Origin of the sequence: Micromonospora polyrhachis (assembly GCF_014203835.1) — a bacterium.
Classification (GTDB): Bacteria; Actinomycetota; Actinomycetes; order Mycobacteriales; family Micromonosporaceae; genus Micromonospora_H; species Micromonospora_H polyrhachis.
Genome location: NZ_JACHJW010000001.1, coordinates 5990781 through 6011139, shown reverse-complemented (window position 1 = coordinate 6011139; position 20359 = coordinate 5990781). Strand labels below are relative to the sequence as shown.

General features: G+C 69.2%; 20 protein-coding genes. 2 read left to right on the top strand and 18 right to left on the bottom strand.

The features are described from left to right. Positions 1 to 10 precede the first annotated feature (10 nt). From metK to pyrR, 13 genes are all read right to left on the bottom strand, one after another. Positions 11 to 1204 carry a methionine adenosyltransferase gene (gene metK, locus FHR38_RS26690; RefSeq protein WP_184537382.1) on the bottom strand — a complete coding sequence of 398 codons (1194 nt, stop codon included), beginning with the start codon at positions 1202 to 1204 and terminating at the stop codon, positions 11 to 13. Between the two features lie 88 nt (positions 1205 to 1292). Further along, on the bottom strand, positions 1293 to 2498 hold the full coding sequence (coaBC, locus tag FHR38_RS26685) for a bifunctional phosphopantothenoylcysteine decarboxylase/phosphopantothenate--cysteine ligase CoaBC (RefSeq protein ID WP_184537380.1): 1206 nt from the start codon (positions 2496 to 2498) through the stop codon (positions 1293 to 1295). Between the two features lie 15 nt (positions 2499 to 2513). Beyond that, the gene (rpoZ, locus tag FHR38_RS26680) at positions 2514 to 2777 is read right to left on the bottom strand and encodes a DNA-directed RNA polymerase subunit omega (protein ID WP_184537378.1); all 264 of its coding nucleotides are present in this window, start codon (positions 2775 to 2777) and stop codon (positions 2514 to 2516) included. 76 nt (positions 2778 to 2853) lie between these two features. Beyond that, positions 2854 to 3417, bottom strand: a complete 564-nt coding sequence (locus FHR38_RS26675) for a nucleoside/nucleotide kinase family protein (RefSeq protein ID WP_184537376.1) — start codon at positions 3415 to 3417, stop codon at positions 2854 to 2856. Between the two features lie 26 nt (positions 3418 to 3443). Beyond that, on the bottom strand, positions 3444 to 3761 hold the full coding sequence (gene mihF / locus FHR38_RS26670; RefSeq protein ID WP_184537374.1) for an integration host factor, actinobacterial type: 318 nt from the start codon (positions 3759 to 3761) through the stop codon (positions 3444 to 3446). A gap of 171 nt (positions 3762 to 3932) precedes the next feature. Then, positions 3933 to 4772, bottom strand: a complete 840-nt coding sequence (gene pyrF / locus FHR38_RS26665) for an orotidine-5'-phosphate decarboxylase (RefSeq protein ID WP_184537372.1) — start codon at positions 4770 to 4772, stop codon at positions 3933 to 3935. A gap of 118 nt (positions 4773 to 4890) precedes the next feature. Then, a complete protein-coding gene (locus tag FHR38_RS26660; protein ID WP_184537370.1) occupies positions 4891 to 6168 on the bottom strand; it encodes an adenosylmethionine--8-amino-7-oxononanoate transaminase in 1278 nt (425 codons plus the stop codon). Between the two features lie 121 nt (positions 6169 to 6289). Continuing rightward, positions 6290 to 7303: a quinone-dependent dihydroorotate dehydrogenase gene (locus tag FHR38_RS26655; RefSeq protein WP_184537368.1), complete on the bottom strand. Its 1014-nt coding sequence runs from the start codon at positions 7301 to 7303 to the stop codon at positions 6290 to 6292. Between the two features lie 114 nt (positions 7304 to 7417). Beyond that, complete coding sequence (gene carB, locus FHR38_RS26650) at positions 7418 to 10774, bottom strand: carbamoyl-phosphate synthase large subunit (RefSeq protein WP_184537365.1); 3357 nt, start codon at positions 10772 to 10774, stop codon at positions 7418 to 7420. After that, positions 10767 to 11921, bottom strand: coding sequence for a glutamine-hydrolyzing carbamoyl-phosphate synthase small subunit (gene carA / locus FHR38_RS26645; protein ID WP_184537363.1), 1155 nt, complete (start codon positions 11919 to 11921; stop codon positions 10767 to 10769). The genes carB and carA overlap by 8 nt, the downstream gene beginning before the upstream one ends. Further along, positions 11921 to 13198: a dihydroorotase gene (locus FHR38_RS26640; RefSeq protein ID WP_184537362.1), complete on the bottom strand. Its 1278-nt coding sequence runs from the start codon at positions 13196 to 13198 to the stop codon at positions 11921 to 11923. The genes carA and FHR38_RS26640 overlap by 1 nt, the downstream gene beginning before the upstream one ends. Before the next feature lie 16 nt (positions 13199 to 13214). Next, the gene (locus FHR38_RS26635) at positions 13215 to 14141 is read right to left on the bottom strand and encodes an aspartate carbamoyltransferase catalytic subunit (protein WP_184537359.1); all 927 of its coding nucleotides are present in this window, start codon (positions 14139 to 14141) and stop codon (positions 13215 to 13217) included. Further along, positions 14138 to 14722, bottom strand: a complete 585-nt coding sequence (pyrR, locus tag FHR38_RS26630; RefSeq protein WP_184537358.1) for a bifunctional pyr operon transcriptional regulator/uracil phosphoribosyltransferase PyrR — start codon at positions 14720 to 14722, stop codon at positions 14138 to 14140. The genes FHR38_RS26635 and pyrR overlap by 4 nt, the downstream gene beginning before the upstream one ends. Positions 14723 to 15008: 286 nt before the next feature. On the opposite strand from pyrR, the gene bldD reads away from it, so the two are divergent. Beyond that, the gene (bldD, locus tag FHR38_RS26625) at positions 15009 to 15497 is read left to right on the top strand and encodes a transcriptional regulator BldD (RefSeq protein WP_184537356.1); all 489 of its coding nucleotides are present in this window, start codon (positions 15009 to 15011) and stop codon (positions 15495 to 15497) included. A 149-nt stretch (positions 15498 to 15646) separates the two neighbouring features. Next, on the top strand, positions 15647 to 17170 hold the full coding sequence (locus FHR38_RS26620; protein WP_184537353.1) for a right-handed parallel beta-helix repeat-containing protein: 1524 nt from the start codon (positions 15647 to 15649) through the stop codon (positions 17168 to 17170). Positions 17171 to 17307: 137 nt separating this feature from the next. Here the strand turns inward: FHR38_RS26620 and FHR38_RS26615 are convergent, their stop codons facing one another. The 5 genes from FHR38_RS26615 to nusB form a co-directional block, all read right to left on the bottom strand. Continuing rightward, complete coding sequence (locus FHR38_RS26615) at positions 17308 to 17919, bottom strand: hypothetical protein (protein WP_184537351.1); 612 nt, start codon at positions 17917 to 17919, stop codon at positions 17308 to 17310. Further along, positions 17916 to 18698, bottom strand: a complete 783-nt coding sequence (locus FHR38_RS26610; protein ID WP_184537349.1) for a hypothetical protein — start codon at positions 18696 to 18698, stop codon at positions 17916 to 17918. Before FHR38_RS26610 ends, FHR38_RS26615 begins: the two co-directional genes overlap by 4 nt. Before the next feature lie 9 nt (positions 18699 to 18707). Further along, a complete protein-coding gene (locus FHR38_RS26605; protein ID WP_184537347.1) occupies positions 18708 to 19037 on the bottom strand; it encodes a hypothetical protein in 330 nt (109 codons plus the stop codon). An 18-nt stretch (positions 19038 to 19055) separates the two neighbouring features. After that, positions 19056 to 19787: a hypothetical protein gene (locus FHR38_RS26600; RefSeq protein WP_184537345.1), complete on the bottom strand. Its 732-nt coding sequence runs from the start codon at positions 19785 to 19787 to the stop codon at positions 19056 to 19058. A 147-nt stretch (positions 19788 to 19934) separates the two neighbouring features. Beyond that, positions 19935 to 20345 (bottom strand): transcription antitermination factor NusB, encoded by a 411-nt coding sequence (gene nusB, locus FHR38_RS26595; protein WP_184537343.1) that lies wholly within the window; start codon positions 20343 to 20345, stop codon positions 19935 to 19937. Between the last annotated feature and the right edge of the window lie 14 nt (positions 20346 to 20359).

The window sequence follows — 20359 nt, the reverse complement described above, 5'->3', positions numbered from 1 at the left end:
TTACCGCTGGTCAGGCCGCTGCTGCCGACTTGAGGTCGGCGGCGCGGTCGGTGTTCTCCCAGGTCAGGTCGGGCAGTTCCCGGCCGAAGTGGCCGTACGCCGCAGTCTGCTGGTAGATCGGACGTAGCAGGTCCAGGTCCCGGATGATCGCCGCCGGGCGCAGGTCGAAGACCTCGCCGATCGCCTGCTCGATCCGCTCCACCGGCACGGTCTCGGTGCCGAAGGTCTCCACGAAGAGGCTGACCGGGTGCGCCTTGCCGATCGCGTACGCGACCTGCACCTCGCAGCGCTCGGCGAGGCCCGCCGCCACCACGTTCTTGGCGACCCACCGCATGGCGTACGCCGCGGAGCGGTCCACCTTCGACGGGTCCTTGCCGGAGAACGCGCCACCACCGTGCCGCGCGTAGCCGCCGTAGGTGTCCACGATGATCTTCCGGCCGGTGAGGCCGGCGTCGCCCATCGGGCCACCGATCTCGAAGCGTCCGGTCGGGTTCACCAGCAGCCGGTAGCCCTCGGTGTCCAGCTCCAGACCCTCCAGCTCCGGCGTGATCACGTGCTCCCGCACGTCCGGGGTCAGCAGCGACTCCAGGGAGATGTCGGCGGCGTGCTGGCTGGAGACGACGACGGTGTCCAGCCGGACCGGGCGGAAGCCGTCGTATTCGATCGTCACCTGCGTCTTGCCATCCGGGCGCAGGTACGGCACCGTCCCGTCCTTGCGTACGGCGGACAGCCGGCGCGACAACCGGTGCGCCAACGCGATCGGCAGCGGCATCAGCTCGGGCGTTTCGGAGCAGGCGAAACCGAACATCATTCCCTGGTCGCCGGCGCCCTGCGCGTCCAATGCGCTTTCCGACCCGCCGCTGCGCAACTCGATCGCCGAATCGACGCCCTGCGCGATGTCCGCCGACTGCGAGCCGATGGACACGCTCACCCCACAGGAAGCGCCGTCGAATCCCTTCTTCGAGGAGTCGTAGCCGATTCCCAGGATCGTTTCCCGGACGATGGTCGGGATGTCCGCGTACGCCTTCGTCGTCACCTCGCCCGCGACGTGCACCTGTCCGGTCGTGATCAGGGTCTCCACAGCGACCCGGCTGCGCGGGTCCTGTGCCAGCAACGCGTCCAGGATGCCATCGCTGATCTGGTCAGCGATCTTGTCCGGGTGGCCCTCCGTGACCGACTCGGAAGTGAACAAGCGACGTGCCACGGTGCTCCTCAGATCTCGTTGGATGGTTGCGCGCAGTGTACTAACCGCAGTCTGACCCGTTGATCGTCTGACACATCGTGCTCAACGGTTAGGACATGCTGGTTAAGCGCGTTGTTACCAGATCCCAGACCGCATCGGCGAGGTCTTCCTTGGATTGCTCTGGAAAAGATGTCACAGATCCGTCATCGCCGAGCACGGTCGCGGTATTGGCGTCGGCCCCGAAGACCTTGTCCGGACCGACCTCGTTGACCACGATGAGGTCGGCCTTCTTGCGGATCAGCTTGGCCCGGGCGTTGACCACGGCGTCGCTGGTCTCGGCTGCGAAGGCCACCAGCACCTGCCCCGGCCGGCGGCGCTCCCCCAGCTCGGCGGCGATGTCGGGATTGGTGACCAGTTCGATCGTGGGCGTGGCACCGGTCTCCGACTTCTTGATCTTGTTGGCCGCGTACGTCGCCGGCCGGAAGTCGGCCGGTGCCGCCGCCATCACGACCACGTCGGCGGCATCAGCCGCCTCCAGGGTGGCCTTGCGCAGGTCCTCGGTGGTGGCGACCCGCACCAGGTCGACGCCGGCGGGATCGGGCAGCGTGACGTTGGCCGCGATCAGGGTGACCTGGGCTCCCCGGCCGGCGGCGGTACGCGCAAACGCGTAGCCCTGCTTACCGGAGGAGCGGTTACCGAGGAACCGGACCGGGTCGAGTGGCTCCCGGGTGCCGCCAGCGGTGACCACGATCCGCCGGCCGGCCAGGTCACGCGGGGCTGTCGGTCCACGACGCAACACCCGCTGGACGACGGCGAAGATCTCGGCGGGATCGGGCAGCCGCCCCTTGCCGGTGTCCGCACCGGTGAGCCGCCCGCTGGCGGGCTCGATCACCACCACGCCCCGGTGGCGCAGGGTGGCGACGTTGTCGACCGTCGCCGGGTGCTCCCACATCTCGGTGTGCATGGCCGGCGCGAGGACCACCGGACAGCGGGCGGTGAGCAGGGTGTTGGTGAGCAGATCGTCGGCGAGCCCGTGAGCCGCCCGGGCCAGCAGGTCAGCGGTGGCCGGCGCGACCACGACCAGGTCGGCCTGCTGACCGAGGCGGACGTGCGGCACCTCGTGGACGTCGGACCAGACGTCGTCGGCGACCGGCTGGCCGGACAACGCCGCCCAGGTCGGTGCCCCGACGAACCGCAGCGCGGCGGAGGTCGGCACGACCCGGACTCGATTACCCGACTCGGTGAGTAGACGCAACAATTCGCACGCCTTGTAGGCGGCGATGCCTCCGCCTACCCCCAGGACGACCTCGGCCATCGACGATCGACGGTGCTACGGCTGGTCGGTCGGCTCAGCGGTGAGCAGCCCGGCGTTGATCTCGCGCATGGCGATCGAGAGGGGCTTTTCCTGCGGCGTGGTCTCGACCAGGGGGCCGACGTATTCCAGCAGGCCCTCGCCGAGCTGGCTGTAGTAGGCGTTGACCTGACGGGCACGCTTGGCAGCGAAGATCACCAGCGCGTACTTCGACGAGGTCTTCTCCAGCAGCTCGTCGATCGGCGGGTTGGTGATGCCTTCGGGGCTGGCGATGGATCCCACGGGATAAACCTCTGCGTCTCTCAACCGCGAACCTGCGGTTGTGGTCTCTCAACCGCGAACCTGCGGTTGTGGTCTCTCAACCGCGAACCCGCGGTTGGGCCGGAGTCGGAAAAGAACAACCGAGTAAGCCTACCAGTTCGGCCGCAGCGCGCTCGACGTGCTCGTTCACCACCGTCTGGTCAAATTCGCACGATAGTGGCGGTGGCCGATCTGGATCTACATGTTGCGCCCGGGTCGCGCGCGGTACGGGCGGAGCGAGGAACACCAGTCGCGCCTCGGGCATCGCGGCTCGGACCCGACAGGCACCCGGCAGGTCGATCGTCAGCAACACCGGCTGCCCAGCCCGCAGCCGGCTCCGAATGGGCTCGATGGGGGTACCGTGCAGATGGTCGGCGATTTCGGTCCAGTCGAGCAGCCGACCGTCCGCGATCATGCGCTCGAACTCGCTACGGTCGACGAAGTAGCGATCCACCCCGTCCACCTCGTGCTCCCGGATCGGCCGGGTGGTGACCGGAACGGATATCCACACCGACGGCGAACGCGCCCGGATCAACTCGACCACGCCGCCCTTGCCGACCCCGGAAGGGCCGACAAGGGCGGTGAGCCGAGCAGCCGGGCGCGCGTCGTCAACCGTGCTCACTGCTCGTTTCTACCCGCTGACGCGGATCAGTTCGAGGCGAACTCTCCAAGCAGTGCCTTGCGCTGCTGCTCGCCGAGGCCACGCAGCCGCCGGCTGTCAGCGATCTTGAGCTTTTCCATGATCTGGGTCGCCCGGATCTTGCCGATGCCCGGCATCGCCTGCAAAACGGCCGAAACCTTCAGCTTGCCGACGACATCATCCGACTCCGCCCGGTCGAGGACGGCGGCGAGGGTGGTCTTGCCCTGCTTGAGCTGCTCCTTCAATGCAGCACGGGCTTTGCGGATCTCCGCAGCCTTCTCCAGCGCGGCAGCGCGCTGCTCGGGGCTCAGTGACGGGAGCGGCACCAGTTCTCCTCAGGTCCCTATCGCGACGGCGGGACACGCCGCCGCTGTGAAACGTGGTGTGCCTGAAAACCAAAGGGGTTTGTGGTTCCCAGCGCGGGGAAAACTAGCTGCCGCCGGAGTTTTCGGCAACGTGGGCACGCCATGATCACCAAAGAGTGACCGACTCGTCAGTCAGGAGCTACTACCCAGTACGGCTCGACAGTCGGCCAGAACCCGGTCGAACGCCGACCGCAATCCGGACACGTCGGGCCCCGCGTTGAGCACCTCGCGGGAGTACGACGGGAGCACCGTGGAGAGGTCCCGACCGAAGACCGTACGCAGGTCCGCCGCGCTCGCGCCCTGCGCGCCGAGGCCCGGAGCGAGCAGCGGTCCGCCCGCTCCGGACAGATCGTGACCGGTCTCACCAATCGTCGCGCCGACCACCAGTCCAAAGCTGCCGAGCGGCTGCGCACCCCGGTTGAGCTGCGAAATCTCGTCGATGACGGTTTGTGCGACGGTGCGGCCGTCCGCGCCGCGCGCGTGCTGGACGCTCGGCCCCTCGGGGTTGGAGGTAAGCGCGAGCACGAAAACGCCGCCCCCGTGCGCCGTCGCTGTTTCGAACATCGGCGCGAGCGAACCAACGCCCAGATATGGACTCGCGGTGACCGCGTCGACATACAGCGAGCTGGATGGTTCCAGATACGCCGCCGCGTACGCGGCGACTGTCGAGCCGATGTCGCCACGCTTCACGTCAAGCAGCACGAGCGCACCGGAATCCCGCAACTGTCGGATAGTTGACTCAAGCACGGCGACCCCTCTGGAGCCGAAGCGCTCGAAGAAGGCGGACTGCGGTTTGCACACCGCGACCCGGTCGCCGAGGGCGTCGACCACGGTCTGACTGAACCGCGCCAGCCCGTCCAGGTCGTCGGTCAGACCCCACCGGTGCAGCAGTGCCGGATGTGGGTCGATCCCCACGCACAAGGGCCCCCGGTCGGCCATCGCCCGGTGCAGTCGGGCTCCGAAGCTCTCCATCGCTGTCTCCTCTCCCTGTCGCGGGATCCGCCGCGACGTCCTCTCCCCGAACCCATCGACCGGGGCGACCGCCCGGGGCCAGCCGCCCCGACTGTCAGGAAGGGGCCCTTCCTTGCGTTCAGCCGGCGGCAACGGCGGCAGCCACTCCGGCGGCGATCCGCGCCACGTCCTCGTCGGCCGTCACGTACGGCGGCATGGTGTAGACCAGATCCCGGAACGGCCGCAGCCACACCCCCCGGGCGACGGTCGCGGCGGTGGCCGCCGCCATGTCCACCTCGTGGTCCAACTGCACCACGCCGATCGCACCCAGAACCCGTACGTCGCGTACCCCTGGCGCGGCCCGTAACGGCTCCAGACCGGTCCGCAACCCCGCCTCCACCCTCGCCACCTCGACTGCCCAGTTTTCGCCCTGTAGCAGCCCGATAGAGGCGTTTGCGACGGCACAGGCGATCGGGTTGCCCATGAACGTCGGGCCGTGTGCCAGCACGCCACCCCCGGCCCCGATCCCGGCGGCCACCTCGGGCGTACACAGCGTCGCCGCGAGGCTCAGGTAGCCGCCGGTGAGCGCCTTGCCGAGGCACATCACGTCCGGAGCCACCCCGGCGTGGTCGGCGGCGAAGAGCGCACCGGTACGACCGAACCCGGTGGCGATCTCGTCGAAGACCAGTGGGATGTCGTGCTCCCGGGTCACCTCCCGCAGCACCCGCAGGTAGTGCGGGTTGTGGAACCGCATACCGCCGGCCCCCTGCACCACCGGCTCGACGATGACCCCGGCCAACTCGTCGGCGTGCCGGGCCACCGCATCGGTCAGTGCCGCGACGTACGCGTCGTCGACCGGGGCGTCGAAGCCGGCCGGGGGCAGGTCGGCGAAGACCTGCCGGGGCAGTACGTCCGTCCACAGATGATGCATGCCCCCCTCGGGGTCGCACACGCTCATCGGATGGAACGTGTCACCGTGGTAGCCACCGCGCCAGGTGGCCATCCGATGCCGCCGCGGACGGCCCCGACCCCGCTGGTACTGCAGGCACATCTTCACCGCGACCTCGACCCCGACCGAGCCGGAGTCGCAGAGGAAGACATGCTCCAGCCCGGGCGGGGTCAGCTCGACCAGGGTCCGGGCCAACCGGACGGCCGGCTCGTGCGTGAGCCCACCGAACATGACATGACTCATCCGACCGAGCTGGTCGGTGACGGCGGCATCCAGCACCGGATGCCGGTAGCCATGGATCGCCGCCCACCAGGACGACATACCGTCGACGAGTTCCCGGCCGTCGGCCAGCCGGATGCGTACCCCCTCGGCACCGTCCACGGGATACGGTGCGACCGTCGTGGGCATCGGCGCGTACGGGTGCCAGACGTGTGCCTGGTCGAGGGCGACGATCTCCTCGGGCGTCACGTGCCGCACTCCCCTGCTCGGCCGGCCAGGCCACCAGGCCGCACCAGCTCGCCACCACGCCGCACCGGCTCACTCCTTCGGCGCATTCCACGTAGGACCCAGCTCGACGCGGCCCGGCCGGTCATGTCCGGGCTGCCCGCGCGACGGACCGCACCAACGCCGGTCCCCGGTAGATGAATCCCGTGTAGAGCTGCACCAGGCTCGCTCCGGCGTCGAACATCCGGGCCGCGTCGTCGGCGTCGAGGATGCCGCCGACCCCGATCACCGGCAGTTTCCCGGTGGTCTCGCGGTGCACGAAGGCGACCACCTCACGGGCCCGGACGGTCAGCGGCCTGCCGGACAGGCCCCCCGTCTCGGCACCCCGGACAGCGTCCACCGCCGCAAGCCCGTCCCGGCTCAGCGTGGTGTTGGTGGCGATGATCCCGGCCGCACCCCGGTCGAGGCAGACCGACAGCACCTCCGCGATCGCCGACTCGGTGAGGTCAGGCGCGATCTTCACCAGGATCGGCTTCTCCCCCACCAGTTCGGCGAGCAACGCGTCGAGGTGGTCCCGGTCCTGCAAGGCCCGCAGGCCGGGGGTGTTGGGCGAGGAGACGTTCACCGCGAAGTAGTCGCCATGGTCGCGCAGTGCCCGGTAGGAGGCCCGATAGTCGGCCACCGCCTCGTCGATCGGCGTGATCTTCGACTTCCCGAGCGAGATGCCCAACGGTACGCCCAGCGGTCGGGGCAGCGCCGCCAGCCGGCCGGCCAGTGCCTCGGCCCCGGCGTTGTTGAAGCCCATCCGGTTGATCACCGCAGTGCTCGTCGGCAACCGGAACAACCGGGGACGCGGGTTGCCCGGTTGGGCGTGCGCGGTGACCGTACCGACCTCGACGAATCCGAAGCCCAACGCCGGCCAGGCTGGCAACGCGTGGCCGTCCTTGTCCATCCCGGCCGCCAGTCCCACCGGGTTGGGGAAGTCCACACCGAAGACGGTGCGCGGAGCCGAGACGGCGTACCGGCTACGTAGTGCCGCCAGGGCGGCCGGCCGACGGGACAGGCCCGCCAGTCGGCGCGTGGTCCACCGGTGTGCCGTCTCGGCGTCCCCGCCGCCGAGACGGAACAGCACTGGCCGTACCAGCTGCTCAAACATCACCGGCAACCCCATCTACGAAGCCGCAGACGTCGAACCGACCGACCGGTCTTGCGCCCGTCGTTGGTCTGCCTGCATGTTCGCGACTGCGGGGCTCGCTACGCTCACTCCTCGCACTCACTGGTCGGCGGCCCGGAGGGCGGCGTGTAGCTGCTGCAACGGTCGCACCGTCAGGTCGCCCCGGATTCGAGCCTCGATGCCCATCACCGCGGCGGCGGCACCGGGAACGGTGGTGACGCACGGGATGTCGGCGGTGACCGCCGCGCTACGGATCTCGTACCCGTCGTACCGGGCGCTGGCCCCCGACCCCTGCGGGGTGTTGATGACCAGGGCGACCTCACCGGCGGCGATCAGCGACACCGCGTTGCGGCCGTCGCCGGCCTCCTCGTAGTGCTTGTGGATCACCTCGCACTCGATGCCGTGCCGGCGCAGCACCTCGCCGGTGCCGGCGGTCGCCACGATCTCGAAGCCCAGGTCGGCCAGGCGCTTCACCGGGAAAATCATGCCGCGCTTGTCCCGGTTGGCCACCGACACGAAGATCTTCCCGGCGGTGGGCAGCGAGCCGTACGCGGCCGACTGCGACTTGGCGAACGCCTGCCCGAAGGCGGTGTCGATGCCCATCACCTCGCCGGTGGACTTCATCTCCGGGCCGAGCAACGAATCCACCCCCTTGCCGGCCTTGGTCCGGAACCGCTTGAACGGCAGCACCGCCTCCTTGACCGCGATCGGCGCACCGGCCGGCACCGTCCCGCCGTCGCCCGTCGACGGCAGCAAGCCTTCGCTGCGCAGGTCGGCGATGGTCGCCCCGAGCATGATCCGGGCGGCGGCCTTGGCCAGCGGCACCGCCGTGGCCTTCGAGACGAACGGCACGGTCCGCGACGCGCGCGGGTTCGCCTCCAGTACGTAGAGCACGTCGTCCTTGAGCGCGTACTGCACGTTGAGCAGGCCGCGTACCCCGATGCCCCGGGCGATCGCCTCGGTGTAGCGACGTACCTCGGCCAGGTGCGATCCGGCCAGCGTGATCGGCGGCAGCGTGCACGACGAGTCGCCGGAGTGGATGCCCGCCTCCTCGATGTGCTCCATCACGCCGCCGAGGTAGACCTCACCGGTGGCGTCGCAGAGCGCGTCGACGTCGATCTCGATCGCGTCGTCCAGGAACCGGTCGACCAGCACCGGGTGTTCCGGCGAGATGTCGGTGGCCCGGCCGATGTAGTCACGCAGCGTGGCGTCGTCGTAGACGATCTCCATGCCCCGGCCGCCGAGCACGTACGACGGACGGACCAGCACCGGGTAGCCGATCTCGTCGGCGATCGCCTTCGCCACGTCGTACGAGGTGGCCGTGCCGTGCGCGGGGGCGCGCAGCCCGGCCTGCTCCAGCACCGCGCCGAACGCACCCCGGTCCTCGGCCAGGTGGATGGACTCCGGCGAGGTGCCGACGATCGGCACCCCGGCGTCCTTGAGCCGCTGGGCGAGGCCGAGGGGGGTCTGGCCGCCGAGCTGGACGATCACGCCGACGACCCCGGGGCCACCGGCGGCCCGGCCGGAGGAGTCCTCCGCGTGCCAGACCTCCAGCACGTCCTCGAAGGTGAGCGGCTCGAAGTAGAGCCGGTCGGCGGTGTCGTAGTCGGTGGAGACGGTCTCCGGGTTGCAGTTGACCATGACGGTCTCGAAGCCCGAACCGTCGCCACCGCGCGTCCCGGAGCTTGCCTCGCGCAGCGCCATCACCGCGTGTACGCACGAGTAGTCGAACTCGATGCCCTGCCCGATCCGGTTCGGCCCAGAGCCGAGGATCAGCACCTTCGCCCCGGCCGACTCAGTCACCTCGGTCTCCTCGTCGTACGACGAGTAGTGGTAGGGCGTGGCCGCGGAGAACTCGGCCGCGCAGGTGTCCACGGTCTTGTAGACCGGGCGCAGACCGAGCCGGTGGCGCAGCGCACGAACCCCGTCCTCGGCCGCGAGTTCCGGACGCAGCGCCGCTATCTGCCGGTCGGAGAGTCCGGCGCGCTTGGCCCGTCGCAACAGCTCCCCGTCGAGTACGGCCGCACCGGTGATCTCCGCACGCAGCTCGATCAGGGCGACGATCTCGTTCAGGAACCAGGGGTCGACCCCACCGGAGGCGGCCGACACCTCGGCCACCGAGGCACCCAGCCGCAGTGCCCGTTCGAGCGTGTAGAGCCGCCCGTCGTGCGGCGTACCCAGCGCGGCGAGTGTGTTCTCCAGGGTGGTCCCGACCGGGTCCGGCTGGGTCCAGAAACCGGCCGCCTTGGTCTCCATCGACCGCATCGCCTTGTTGAGCGCCTCGGCGAAGTTGCGCCCCAGGCTCATCGCCTCGCCCACCGACTTCATCGTGGTGGTCAGCTCCGCGTCCGCGCCGGGGAACTTCTCGAACGCGAACCGGGGGATCTTCACCACGACGTAGTCCAGGCTCGGCTCGAACGCGGCCGGCGTCTTGCGGGTGATGTCGTTGGGGATCTCGTCCAGGGTGTAGCCGATGGCCAGCTTCGCGGCGATCTTCGCGATCGGGAAACCGGTGGCCTTGGAGGCCAGCGCCGACGAGCGGGACACCCGGGGGTTCATCTCGATGACGACCAGCCGGCCGTCGCGCGGATTGATCGCGAACTGGATGTTGCACCCGCCGGTGTCCACGCCCACCTCGCGCAGCACCGCGATGCCCAGGTCGCGCAGCCGCTGGTATTCCCGGTCGGTCAGGGTCATCGCCGGGGCAACGGTGACGCTGTCGCCGGTGTGCACACCCATCGGGTCGATGTTCTCGATGGAGCAGACGACCACCACGTTGTCGTTGCGGTCGCGCATCAGCTCCAGCTCGTACTCCTTCCAGCCGAGCACGCTCTCCTCGATGAGCACCTCGTGCACCGGGCTGGCGGCCAGGCCCGCCCCGGCGATCCGCTCCAGGTCCTCGTCGGTGTGCGCCATGCCCGAACCGAGACCACCCATGGTGAACGACGGCCGGATCACCACCGGCAGGCCCAACTCGGCCACGGTCGCCCGGACCTCGTCCATCGAGTGGCAGACCCGGCTGCGCGGGGTCTCGCCGCCGGCCTTGGCGACGATCTCCTTGAACAGCTGCCGGTCCTCGCCGCGCCGGATCGCGTCGATGTCCGCGCCGATCAGCTCCACGCCGTACTTGTCGAGTACCCCCGACTCGTGCAGCGCGACCGCGGTGTTGAGCGCGGTCTGGCCACCCAGGGTGGGCAGCAGTGCGTCGGGGCGTTCCTTGGCGATGACCAGTTCGACGAACTCCGGGGTGATCGGCTCGACGTAGGTGGCGTCGGCGAACTCCGGGTCGGTCATGATGGTGGCCGGGTTGGAGTTGACCAGGCTGACCCGCAGCCCTTCGCTGCGCAGCACCCGGCACGCCTGGGTGCCGGAGTAGTCGAACTCGCAGGCCTGTCCGATGACGATCGGGCCGGAGCCGATCACCATGACATGCTTCAGATCTGTCCGCTTAGGCACGCTCATCCTCGCTCAACTTGGTGCCGGGCCGACCGCCACGCTCGATCAGCTCCGCGAAGCGGTCGAACAGGTAGTCCGCGTCGTGCGGTCCGGCCGCCGCTTCCGGGTGGTACTGGACGGTGAAGGCGGGCACGTCCTTGGCCCGCAGGCCCTCGACCACGTTGTCGTTGAGGCACACGTGACTGACCTCGACCCCGCCGAAGTCGGTGTCGATGACCCGATTCAGCGGCGCATCGACGGCAAATCCGTGGTTGTGGCTGGTCACCTCGACCTTGCCGGTGGTCCGGTCCAGCACCGGCTGGTTGGCGCCCCGGTGGCCGTAGCCCAGCTTGTAGGTGCCGAAGCCCAGCGCCCGCCCGAGGATCTGGCTGCCGAAGCAGATGCCGAAGAGCGGGATCTCGCGGCGCATCACCTCACGGGCCAACGCGACCGGGTGATCGGCGGTGGCCGGGTCACCCGGGCCGGGCGAGAGGAAGACCGCGTCCGCACCCATCGCCAACAGATCGTCTATTGTGGACGAGGCCGGCATGACGTGGGTGGTCACGCCCCGGGCCGCGAGCCGTCGTGCCACGTTGCGCTTGATTCCCAGGTCGAGCGCGGCGACGGTGAACCGATGCTCGCCCTCGGCCCGGACCGTGTACGGCTTCTCGGTGGTGACCTCGGCCGAAAGGTTCGCGCCGGTCATCTCCGGCGCCTGCCGTACCCGCTCCAACAGCGCCTGGGGGTCGTCGTCCCGACTGGAGATCCCGACCCGCATCGCGCCCCGCTCACGCAGGTGGCGGGTCAGTGCCCGGGTGTCGACCCCACTGATGCCGACCACGCCCTCGGTGGCCAGCCGGTCCTCCAGGTCTCCGGTCGCCCGCCAGTTGGAGCTGGCCCGGGCCGGATCCCGGACGACGTACCCGGCGACCCAGATCCGGCTGGACTCGTCGTCCTCGGTGTTGACCCCGGTGTTGCCGATGTGCGGGGCGGTCTGCACCACCACCTGGCGGTGGTAGGACGGGTCGGTCAACGTCTCCTGGTAGCCGGTCATGCCGGTGGTGAAGACCGCCTCACCGAAGGTCTCCCCGATGCTGCCGTACGCCTCGCCACGGAAAATGCGGCCATCCTCCAGTACGAGGATCGCGGGCCTGCGCCTGTTGGTCATCACTTGACCGCCTTTCCATCGAGGACCGTCGGCTCGCCCCGCAGGAACGTCGCCACGATCCGGCCGGGCAGCACCGTGCCGGCGTAGGGCGTGTTACGGCTTCGGCTGGCCAACTCGCCGGCGACGATGGTGCGTCGTGCGGCCGGGTCGACCAGGGTGAGGTTGGCCGGCACCCCGGGTGCCGGGTTGAGCCCGTGCTCGGTCAGCCCGGCGATCCGGGCTGGCGTCCGGGACATCCGCTCGGCGATCAGGTCCCATTCCGGCCCGAGTACGTCGAGCACGATCGACAACGCGGTCTCCAGTCCGAGCATTCCCGGCCGGGCGTACGCCCACTCGCACTCCTTGTCCTCCAGGGCGTGCGGCGCGTGGTCGGTGGCCACGATGTCGATCACGCCCTCGACCAGCGCGGCGCGCAACGCGGCGATGTCGGTGGCGGTACGCAGCGGCGGGTTGACCTTGAACACCGGGTCGTAGCTGGCGGCCAGCTCATCGGTAAGCAGTAAGTGGTGCGGGGTGACCTCGGCGGTGACCCGTACCCCTCGGGCCTTGGCCTGACGCAGCACCTCGACGCTGCCGGCGGTCGAGACGTGGCAGACGTGCAGCCGGCTGCCGACGTGCTCGGCGAGCAGCACGTCCCGGGCGATAATCGCCTCCTCGGCCACCGCCGGCCAGCCGGTCAGGCCGAGCCGGGTGGAGACCTCACCCTCGTGCATCTGGGCACCCTCGGTCAGCCGGGGCTCCTCGGCGTGCTGGGCGATGACCCCGTCGAAGGCCTTCACGTATTCCAGGGCCCGGCGCATCAGCCGGGGGTCGGCCACACAGTGTCCGTCGTCGGAGAAGATCCGCACCTGGGCTGCGGAGTCGGCCATCGCGCCCAACTCGGCCAGCCGCTCGCCGGCCAGCCCCACGGTGACCGCGCCGATCGGCTGCACGTCGACCAGGCCGGCCTCGCGGCCCAGCCGCCAGACCTGCTCCACCACGCCGGCGGTGTCGGCCACCGGCGAGGTGTTGGCCATCGCGCAGACCGCCGTGTAGCCGCCGAGCGCCGCCGCCCGGGAGCCGGACTCGACCGTCTCGGCGTCCTCACGGCCCGGTTCCCGCAGATGGGTGTGCAGGTCGACCAGCCCGGGCAGGACGACCAGCCCGTGGGCGTCGACCGTGGCCGCCCCCCGCGGATCCAGGTCGCGACCCACCTCGGCCACCACACCGTCGCGCACGAGCAGATCGGTGGGCGCGGCACCGACGACACTCGCGCCCTTGATCAGGTACGCGCTCACTGTTCTTTTCCCCCAGTCACTGGTTCTTTCCCCCGAGCAGCAGATAGAGAACGGCCATCCGGACGGAGACCCCGTTGGTGACCTGTTCGACGATGGTGGACCGGGGTGAGTCGGCGACCTCCGGAGCGATCTCCATGCCCCGGTTCATCGGCCCCGGATGCATGACGATGGCGTGCTCGGGCAGCCTGCGCAGACGGGCGCCGTCCATACCGTAGCGGCGGGCGTACTCCCGGGCGGACGGGAAGTAGGAGGTGTCCATCCGCTCCCGCTGCACCCGCAGCATCATCACCACGTCGGTGGTGGGCAGTACCGCGTCCAGGTCGTAGGAGACCTGGGTGCCGGGTGCGAGCGCGGCGCTGATGTCCACCGGGATCAGCGTCGGCGGACCGACCAGGGTGACCTTCGCCCCGAGCGTCGACAGCAGCAGGACGTTGGAGCGGGCCACCCGGCTGTGCAGCACGTCGCCGACCACGGCCACCTGGAGACCGGCCAACCGGCCCAGCCGGGACCGCATCGTGTACGCGTCCAGCAGCGCCTGGGTCGGGTGCTCGTGGGTGCCGTCGCCAGCGTTGACCACCGACCCGTCCACCCAGTTTGCCAGCCGGTGCGGGGCCCCGGAGGCCGGATGCCGGATCACCACCGCGTCGGCACCCATCGCCTGGAGGGTCAGGGCGGTGTCCTTCAGGCTCTCGCCCTTGGAGACGCTCGACCCCTTGACCGAAAAGTTGATCACATCGGCGGAGAGCCGCTTCGCCGCCGCCTCGAAGGAGATCCGGGTCCGGGTGGAATCCTCGTAGAAGAGGTTGACGACGGTACGGCCGCGCAGTGCGGGCAGCTTCTTGACCTCACGTCCGGCCACGCTCGCCATCTCGGCCGCAGTGTCCAGGATCAGCGTGGCGGTCGCCGCGTCGAGGTCCGCGCCGGAGAGCAGATGCCTGATCACAGTTGCCCACCGCCCAGGAGCTTGACCTCGTCGACACCATCGGTCTCGGCGAGGGTGACCCGCACGCTCTCGGCGAGTGCGGTGGGGATGTTCTTGCCCACGTAGTCGGCGCGGATCGGCAGCTCCCGGTGTCCCCGGTCCACCAGGACCGCGAGCTGCACCGAGCTGGGCCGGCCCAAGTCGCTCAGGGCGTCGAGAGCGGCGCGCACGGTGCGGCCGGAGAAGAGGACGTCATCGACCAGGATCACCCGCTTGCCGTCGATGCCGCTGGCGGGCACCTCGGTCGGACCGACCGCCCGGGTGGCGTTGCGCCGCAGGTCGTCGCGGTAGAGCGTGATGTCGAGCACACCCACCGGCACGTCCACGCTCTCGAAGGTGCTGATCCGGGCGGCCAGCCGGCGGGCCAGCGGGACTCCCCGGGTCGGGATGCCGAGCAGTACGGTGTTGGCGGCGCCCTGGGTCTTCTCCAGGATCTGGTGGGCGATCCGGTCCACCACCCGCTGGAGATCAGCGCTGGTAAGGATGACCTTCACGGACGGTGGTGAAACCGGCGCAGGCTGGGCAGCCGGTGAGTAGGCCACGGCGGACCTCCTTCCCCGCCTCACGGGACGGGTCGTTAAAGGATGTCTAATTCCGGCCGGCCCGCGAGCGGTTCCGTACCGGGGCTTCACGCCACGTTACCAGTGGCCACGGCGATTCCCGCTGCGGGTCGCTGATCGCCCAATCAGTCGTCGGCAAATCGCCCACTGCGGGCGATCTTGTCAACAGTAAGGTCACGACTACTTGACCCGGTGTCGCAATCCCCGTACCGTCACGCTCCGTAGCGATCGCTGGGGAGAACCCCAAACCAGCATTGGGAGTGTCCGCATGCCCTCTGAGTACGCCAAGTCGTTGGGTGCCCGTCTGCGCTCTATCCGCCAGCAGCAGGGGCTGTCCCTGCAGGGGGTGGAGGAGAAGTCGAACGGGCGTTGGAAGGCTGTCGTAGTTGGCTCGTACGAGCGGGGTGACCGTGCCGTAACGGTTTCCCGTCTCGCCGAATTGGCCGACTTCTACCGAGTGCCCGTCGCGGAACTGCTGCCCGACGGCAGTGGTGTCCGGCACGAGCCCACGAACAAGATCGTGCTCGACCTGGAGCGCCTCTACGACGACGCCTCCGAAGAACTCGCGTACGTCGCCCGCTACGCCCGGGCCATCCAGCAGCAGCGGGGTGACTACAACGGCCGGGTCCTGTCGATCCGTGCGGACGACCTTCGGTCGCTCGCCATCGTCTACGACTCGTCCCCGTCCGGGCTGATCGAGCGGCTGACCGAGCACGGTGTCCTCGTCGCCGACCCTCGGGCGCTCTTCGCCTCCTGAGCCGGTCCGACCAGCGGGGTCCGTGCCCACCGGCACGGGCCCCGCTGGCCGTCCGAGGACCCTCGGATCGGCCCCGGATGTCCTGGCTTCGATGAGCAGCTCTACGTACCATGGTTGATCGTCGATAGGCATGATCATGGGGGGGCATCGTGGCACCGTCCGAGAAATCTCCGGCCACCACCGGCCGGCTGGCCCGACGCGCGCTCCTCGGCGGCGCGCTGGCCGGTGGCGCCACCGCAGGTGCCCTGTTCGCCCCCGGTGCCGCCCTCGCCGCACCGGCCGGCTGGAAGGTCTTCTTCGTCGAGCACCCCGGCGGCACCCCGACGCAGAGCGGCATCCAGGCCGCGCTCAACGAGGCACACGCCGCCAGCGGCGGGCACGTCGTCGTCGGCCCGGGTACCTGGCAGGTTACTTCGCCACTGCGCATCTGGGCGAACACCCGACTGACCCTGACCCCCGCCACCGTGCTGCGCCGTACCGGCGCGGTCAACGCGATGCTCCGCAACGGGGATTCCTCGGACACCAGCACCGGCTACAACGGTGCCGGCAACATCATCGTCGAGGGCGGCGTCTGGGACGCCAACGCGGACAGCGTGCCCACCCCGGGCTGGGCGATCGTCTTCGCGCACGCCCGCAACGTCACCGTACGGGACCTGGAGATTCGCGATGTCTCCGAGTGGCACGCCATCGAACTGAACTCCACGGCCGACGCCCTGGTACAGAACTGCACCTTCGTCGGTACCCGGCTCCGCCCCAGCGCGGCATGGAACCAGGAGGCAGTCAGCTTCGACCTCGCCGCTGCCGGGCTGGTGCCGTTCGGCGCCGCCGACAACACCCAGTGCCGCGGCATCCGGATCATCGACAACCGCTGTACGGGCTGGCCGACGTTCGCCGGTTGCCACACCGGTCTGGCAACCTCCGGGCACGAGGAGGTGGTGATCTCCGGCAACGTCATCCGCGACCTCACCTACTGGGGGGTGAGCCTGCGCAACACCAGTCGCGCGGTGGTAACGGACAACACCATGCTCAATGTCGGCGGCGGAGTGATGATCCGATGCCACGACGACACCACCGCCCGCCGATCACTCACCAGCGTGGTGGTCGCGGACAACGTCATCGACACGACCACCGTCGACGAGGGAATCCGACTGACCGGGGCCAACGGCGGCAGCGCCGGAGACGGACAGGTCTGGTGCACCTCGGTGACCGGGAACGTCCTGCGTCGAACCGCCGGCAGCGGCATCTCGGCGGTCTGGGCACCGGAGGTCCAGATCCGCGACAACTCGATCCATGTCTCCGGCAGGCATGGCATCGAGGCGATCAACTGCACCTCCGCCACCGTCTCGGGCAACCTGACCCGGGACGCCCAGTGGTCGGGAGTCTCCGTCAGCGGCGGCGGACACCACCGGATCACCGACAACTCGGTACTGAACGCGGCGCGCGCCACCGACCAGGCCCGAGACGCGATCCAGTTGTCCGGGGTGACCTCGAGCATGGTCCAGGGCAACAAGGTGGCTTCAGCGAATCCGGCACCCCGGTACGCCATCTCGGCGGACTCCGCATCGTCCGGAGTGCTCTGCGTCCACAACGACCTGCGCACGAGCTACCAGGACGCGGCGCTGAACCTCGCCGGTCCCGGGCACATCACCTCGATGACCGGAAACGTGAGCTGAGCCTGCCAGCGGGCCGGGTCGGCGTCGCCGATGCCGACCCGCAGGCGCTCTTCACCTCTTGAGAGATCCACCCCGAAGGGCCCCGTACCGGCCAACCTCATGATTAACAAGGGAGGCGGGGGCAGCTGGTACGGTCGTCAGCCGCCGGACGGCGGACCAACAGACGGTCGATGCTCAGCGGGCGGCTGCTGGTCCGGCGGGAAAACCACTTGCCCGGGGCCCCACGTCCCACCCCCCACCTTCGTCGGCCGCAGTGCCTCCGGCGGCGCCTCCCGATGCCACCTCGCCAGTCGCTGGTAGTAGTACCCGTAACAGCCAGCAACAGCAAGAAGCATCAGCAAGACAAAAGCGAGGGGCAGGGTGAGCAGTAGCGCCAGCGACAGCTCGGCCCCGAGCAGTAGCGCAAGTGGCAAAGCGAAGACGTTCGCGGCGAAGAACGTACCGGCGGCCCAGGACCAGTGCCGCGCGCCAAGAAGTCCAGCTTGGGAAACGCTCCACGACGCAACATCAATAGCCGCAATTGCTCGGGTAAGGCTGATCAGCAACAACACAAGGCCCGGCAAACCGAAAACAAGGTAACTCGCCGGGATCAACAAGCCCTTCAAGTCGTTGCTCGCTGGCGCGGCGCAGCAGGCAATGAGCAGTCCGAAGACGCCGATCGCCGAGCCGAACCATCGGAAAACCCGCAGACCGCGCAGAAACCGAGAAAGATCGCGAAGGGCCGGTTCCGGGGGTTGTGGGCGGGTCATTCTTCCGCAAGCTTCCACGACGCACCGTCCCGGTAGCGCTCGCTCTTGGCTGCCGGCCACTGGCCGCCGTCGAGGGCGCTCTTGTCGTGCAGCCGAGCCTGCAGGGTCATCATCGCGTCGTTGGCCCGCTCCGCGACCAGCATGAAACCGCCAATGCCCACCGCGACGCCGCTAGCCAACGCCGCCAACGTCTCGATCAGGAACGCAACGGCCGCAGGTGCTCCGATGCCGCTGACCGCTGACGCCACGGCGAGAGCAAGGTTGGCAGCCGCCACCAGCAACCCGGATACGACTGCGGCCCAGAGGGCGCAAATCGCCACTGCCACATGACCGAGTGAGGTGTGCAGGTCGTTGCCGATCCCCTGCAACGCGGCAAGCGCCTCCTTCTGCCGGCTGGTCGCTGCGGCGTACATCTCGGCGGCCCGACCGTCCCACTCGTAGTCGGCGCTCAGATGAAGCTCGTTCATCTCGCCGAGGTGCGCACTGAGCGGGCCGGCGAACTTCTCCGCCCAGGCAGCTCCGGTCTCCCACACCGTCCAGGGCTTGCCCACCGGCTCCAGCACCCGCTTGATCCCCTGGCGGACCTGCTCCCAAAAATCACGCAACCGGACGCAGAGTGCGTCGACCTGAGCGGCGTTCGGCAGTAGGCGGGATGACCTGCGGGCGGTGTCGATCACCCGGTCGATGCCCTCGGACAGTCGGACGAGCAACCGGCGTACCTGCTCGTCCAGTTCGTCGAACTTCGTGATGACGACCGGTACGGCCATCGCGATGGTCACATCGTCTCCCTACCGTGGCGTCAATCGCTGGCGCGCGTTCTGGTCCGACTCGTCGTAGTAACGCGCGGCGAGAATCAGCGCATCCGACACGTCGAGAAAGGTCGCCGCCCCCGCTAAAGCGAGTTCGGCCGCCTGTTGTTTGACCGCCGCGTACAGGTCGGGCAGGCCGATCATCTCGCTCAGGACGCACATCTCACCACCCCGCAGGGTGAGGCCGGCGGCGGTCTGGGACGCGGTGTAGAGGGTATGGGACCAGCGGAGCCATTCCTTCGCGTCCTTGCGAAGGGCGTCCGTGGCGACCTTTAGCTGGTCCTCGGTCAGGCCATCGGGTGGCGGCATTGTTCGGCTCCCCGTTCCTCAGCCGCGTAGCAGGCCGACGGTGTGCATCAAGGTGACGGGATCGTTGGTCAACTCGGTCAACTCCCGCAGGGCGGCCGGCTGTACGCGGCCCTGCCCCTGACTCTGGTCGAGGTTGCGGTAGGCATCGGTGAGCGCAGCCTGGATCATCCGGCTGATGGTCGCCGGGGCCGCATCGGCCAGCCATCGACTATCGGGACGCAGCTCGATCAGCTCGCCATCAGCGATCGTGACCGTAACCTCGCGGCCAGGGCTACGCCCGTCCGCCATGGCCGGCGTAACGGCAGAAGTGATCGCTGGCAGCTCGTCGAGGGCAGCCTCGGCGTCGGCGAGCAGTGACGTGAGGCCAGACAGATTGCTCTGGGCCCGGTAGTCCAACAGGTCGCCCGGTACGGCGTCGGCGGGTAGCACCGGAGTGCTGAACGATTCACACTCGACGGTCGGAGCGGGCGGGGAGCTCTCCTCCACCGCCTCGCTCCACGCCGTCAGACGGGCGCTGACCGCAGCCCGCCACGCCTGCCGTACCGCCTCGGCGAGGCCGGCCCGGTCGGCCGTCGAATCACGCCAACCGGCCCTGACCAGCACCTCACCAGGACGACCAGCCGGGTCGAGGGTGACCCGTACGCTGCCGCTGTCGTCCTCGCCGGTGAAGGTCAGCGTCGTGGCGCTGGACGCGGCCCTGAGCTGACCGGCCAGCGCCAACATCTCGTCCCGCAGCCGCGCCATGGCCACCGCCGGAGAAGACCTCCCGGATGGTTGCTGCCGCATCAGATCCCCGTTCGCGTCCTGCCGGTTGCAAGCCGCGATCACGGTAGCTACTCGCTGTATCGAGAACAACCCGAGGAGCACATCCAGTAGGAAACCGGACAGTAGCTGGGACTACCGGGTGGCGTACTCGGCGATCCGGCCCAGGATGCCGTTGAGGAACCGAGGTGAATCATCGGTCGACATCTGCTTGGCCAACTCGACCGCCTCGCTGATCGCCACCGCATCGTCGATCTCGTCGACGTAGAGCAGCTCGTAGACGGCGATCCGGGCAAGGTTGCGATCCACGACCGGCATCCGCTCCAGCGTCCAGCCCTCGGCGTAGCTCGCGAGCAGCTCGTCGATGCGCCCCAGATGCGCCGCAACCCCCTCGACCAGACCCACCGCGTATTCCAGGTGCTCCGGACGTGGCAGTTCCAGCCGCTGCACATAGCCGGTAAGCACCTGGACCGGTGGGAGGTCACGCAGGTCGGCCTCGTAGAGGACGTCCAACGCCCGCTTGCGCGCCTTACGGCGAGCGGGCATCTGCGACTTGGGTC

Bases quoted from the DNA above. Each gene is read 5' to 3' on its own strand.
- FHR38_RS26605 (WP_184537347.1), bottom strand. From the start codon at position 19,037: ATGCCGCCACCCGATGGCCTGACCGAGGACCAGCTAAAGGTCGCCACG.
- FHR38_RS26615 (WP_184537351.1), bottom strand. From the start codon at position 17,919: ATGACCCGCCCACAACCCCCGGAACCGGCCCTTCGCGATCTTTCTCGG.
- carA (WP_184537363.1), bottom strand. From the start codon at position 11,921: ATGACCAACAGGCGCAGGCCCGCGATCCTCGTACTGGAGGATGGCCGC.
- bldD (WP_184537356.1), top strand. From the start codon at position 15,009: ATGCCCTCTGAGTACGCCAAGTCGTTGGGTGCCCGTCTGCGCTCTATC.
- pyrF (WP_184537372.1), bottom strand. From the start codon at position 4,772: ATGGAGAGCTTCGGAGCCCGACTGCACCGGGCGATGGCCGACCGGGGG.
- coaBC (WP_184537380.1), bottom strand. From the start codon at position 2,498: ATGGCCGAGGTCGTCCTGGGGGTAGGCGGAGGCATCGCCGCCTACAAG.
- nusB (WP_184537343.1), bottom strand. From the start codon at position 20,345: ATGCCCGCTCGCCGTAAGGCGCGCAAGCGGGCGTTGGACGTCCTCTAC.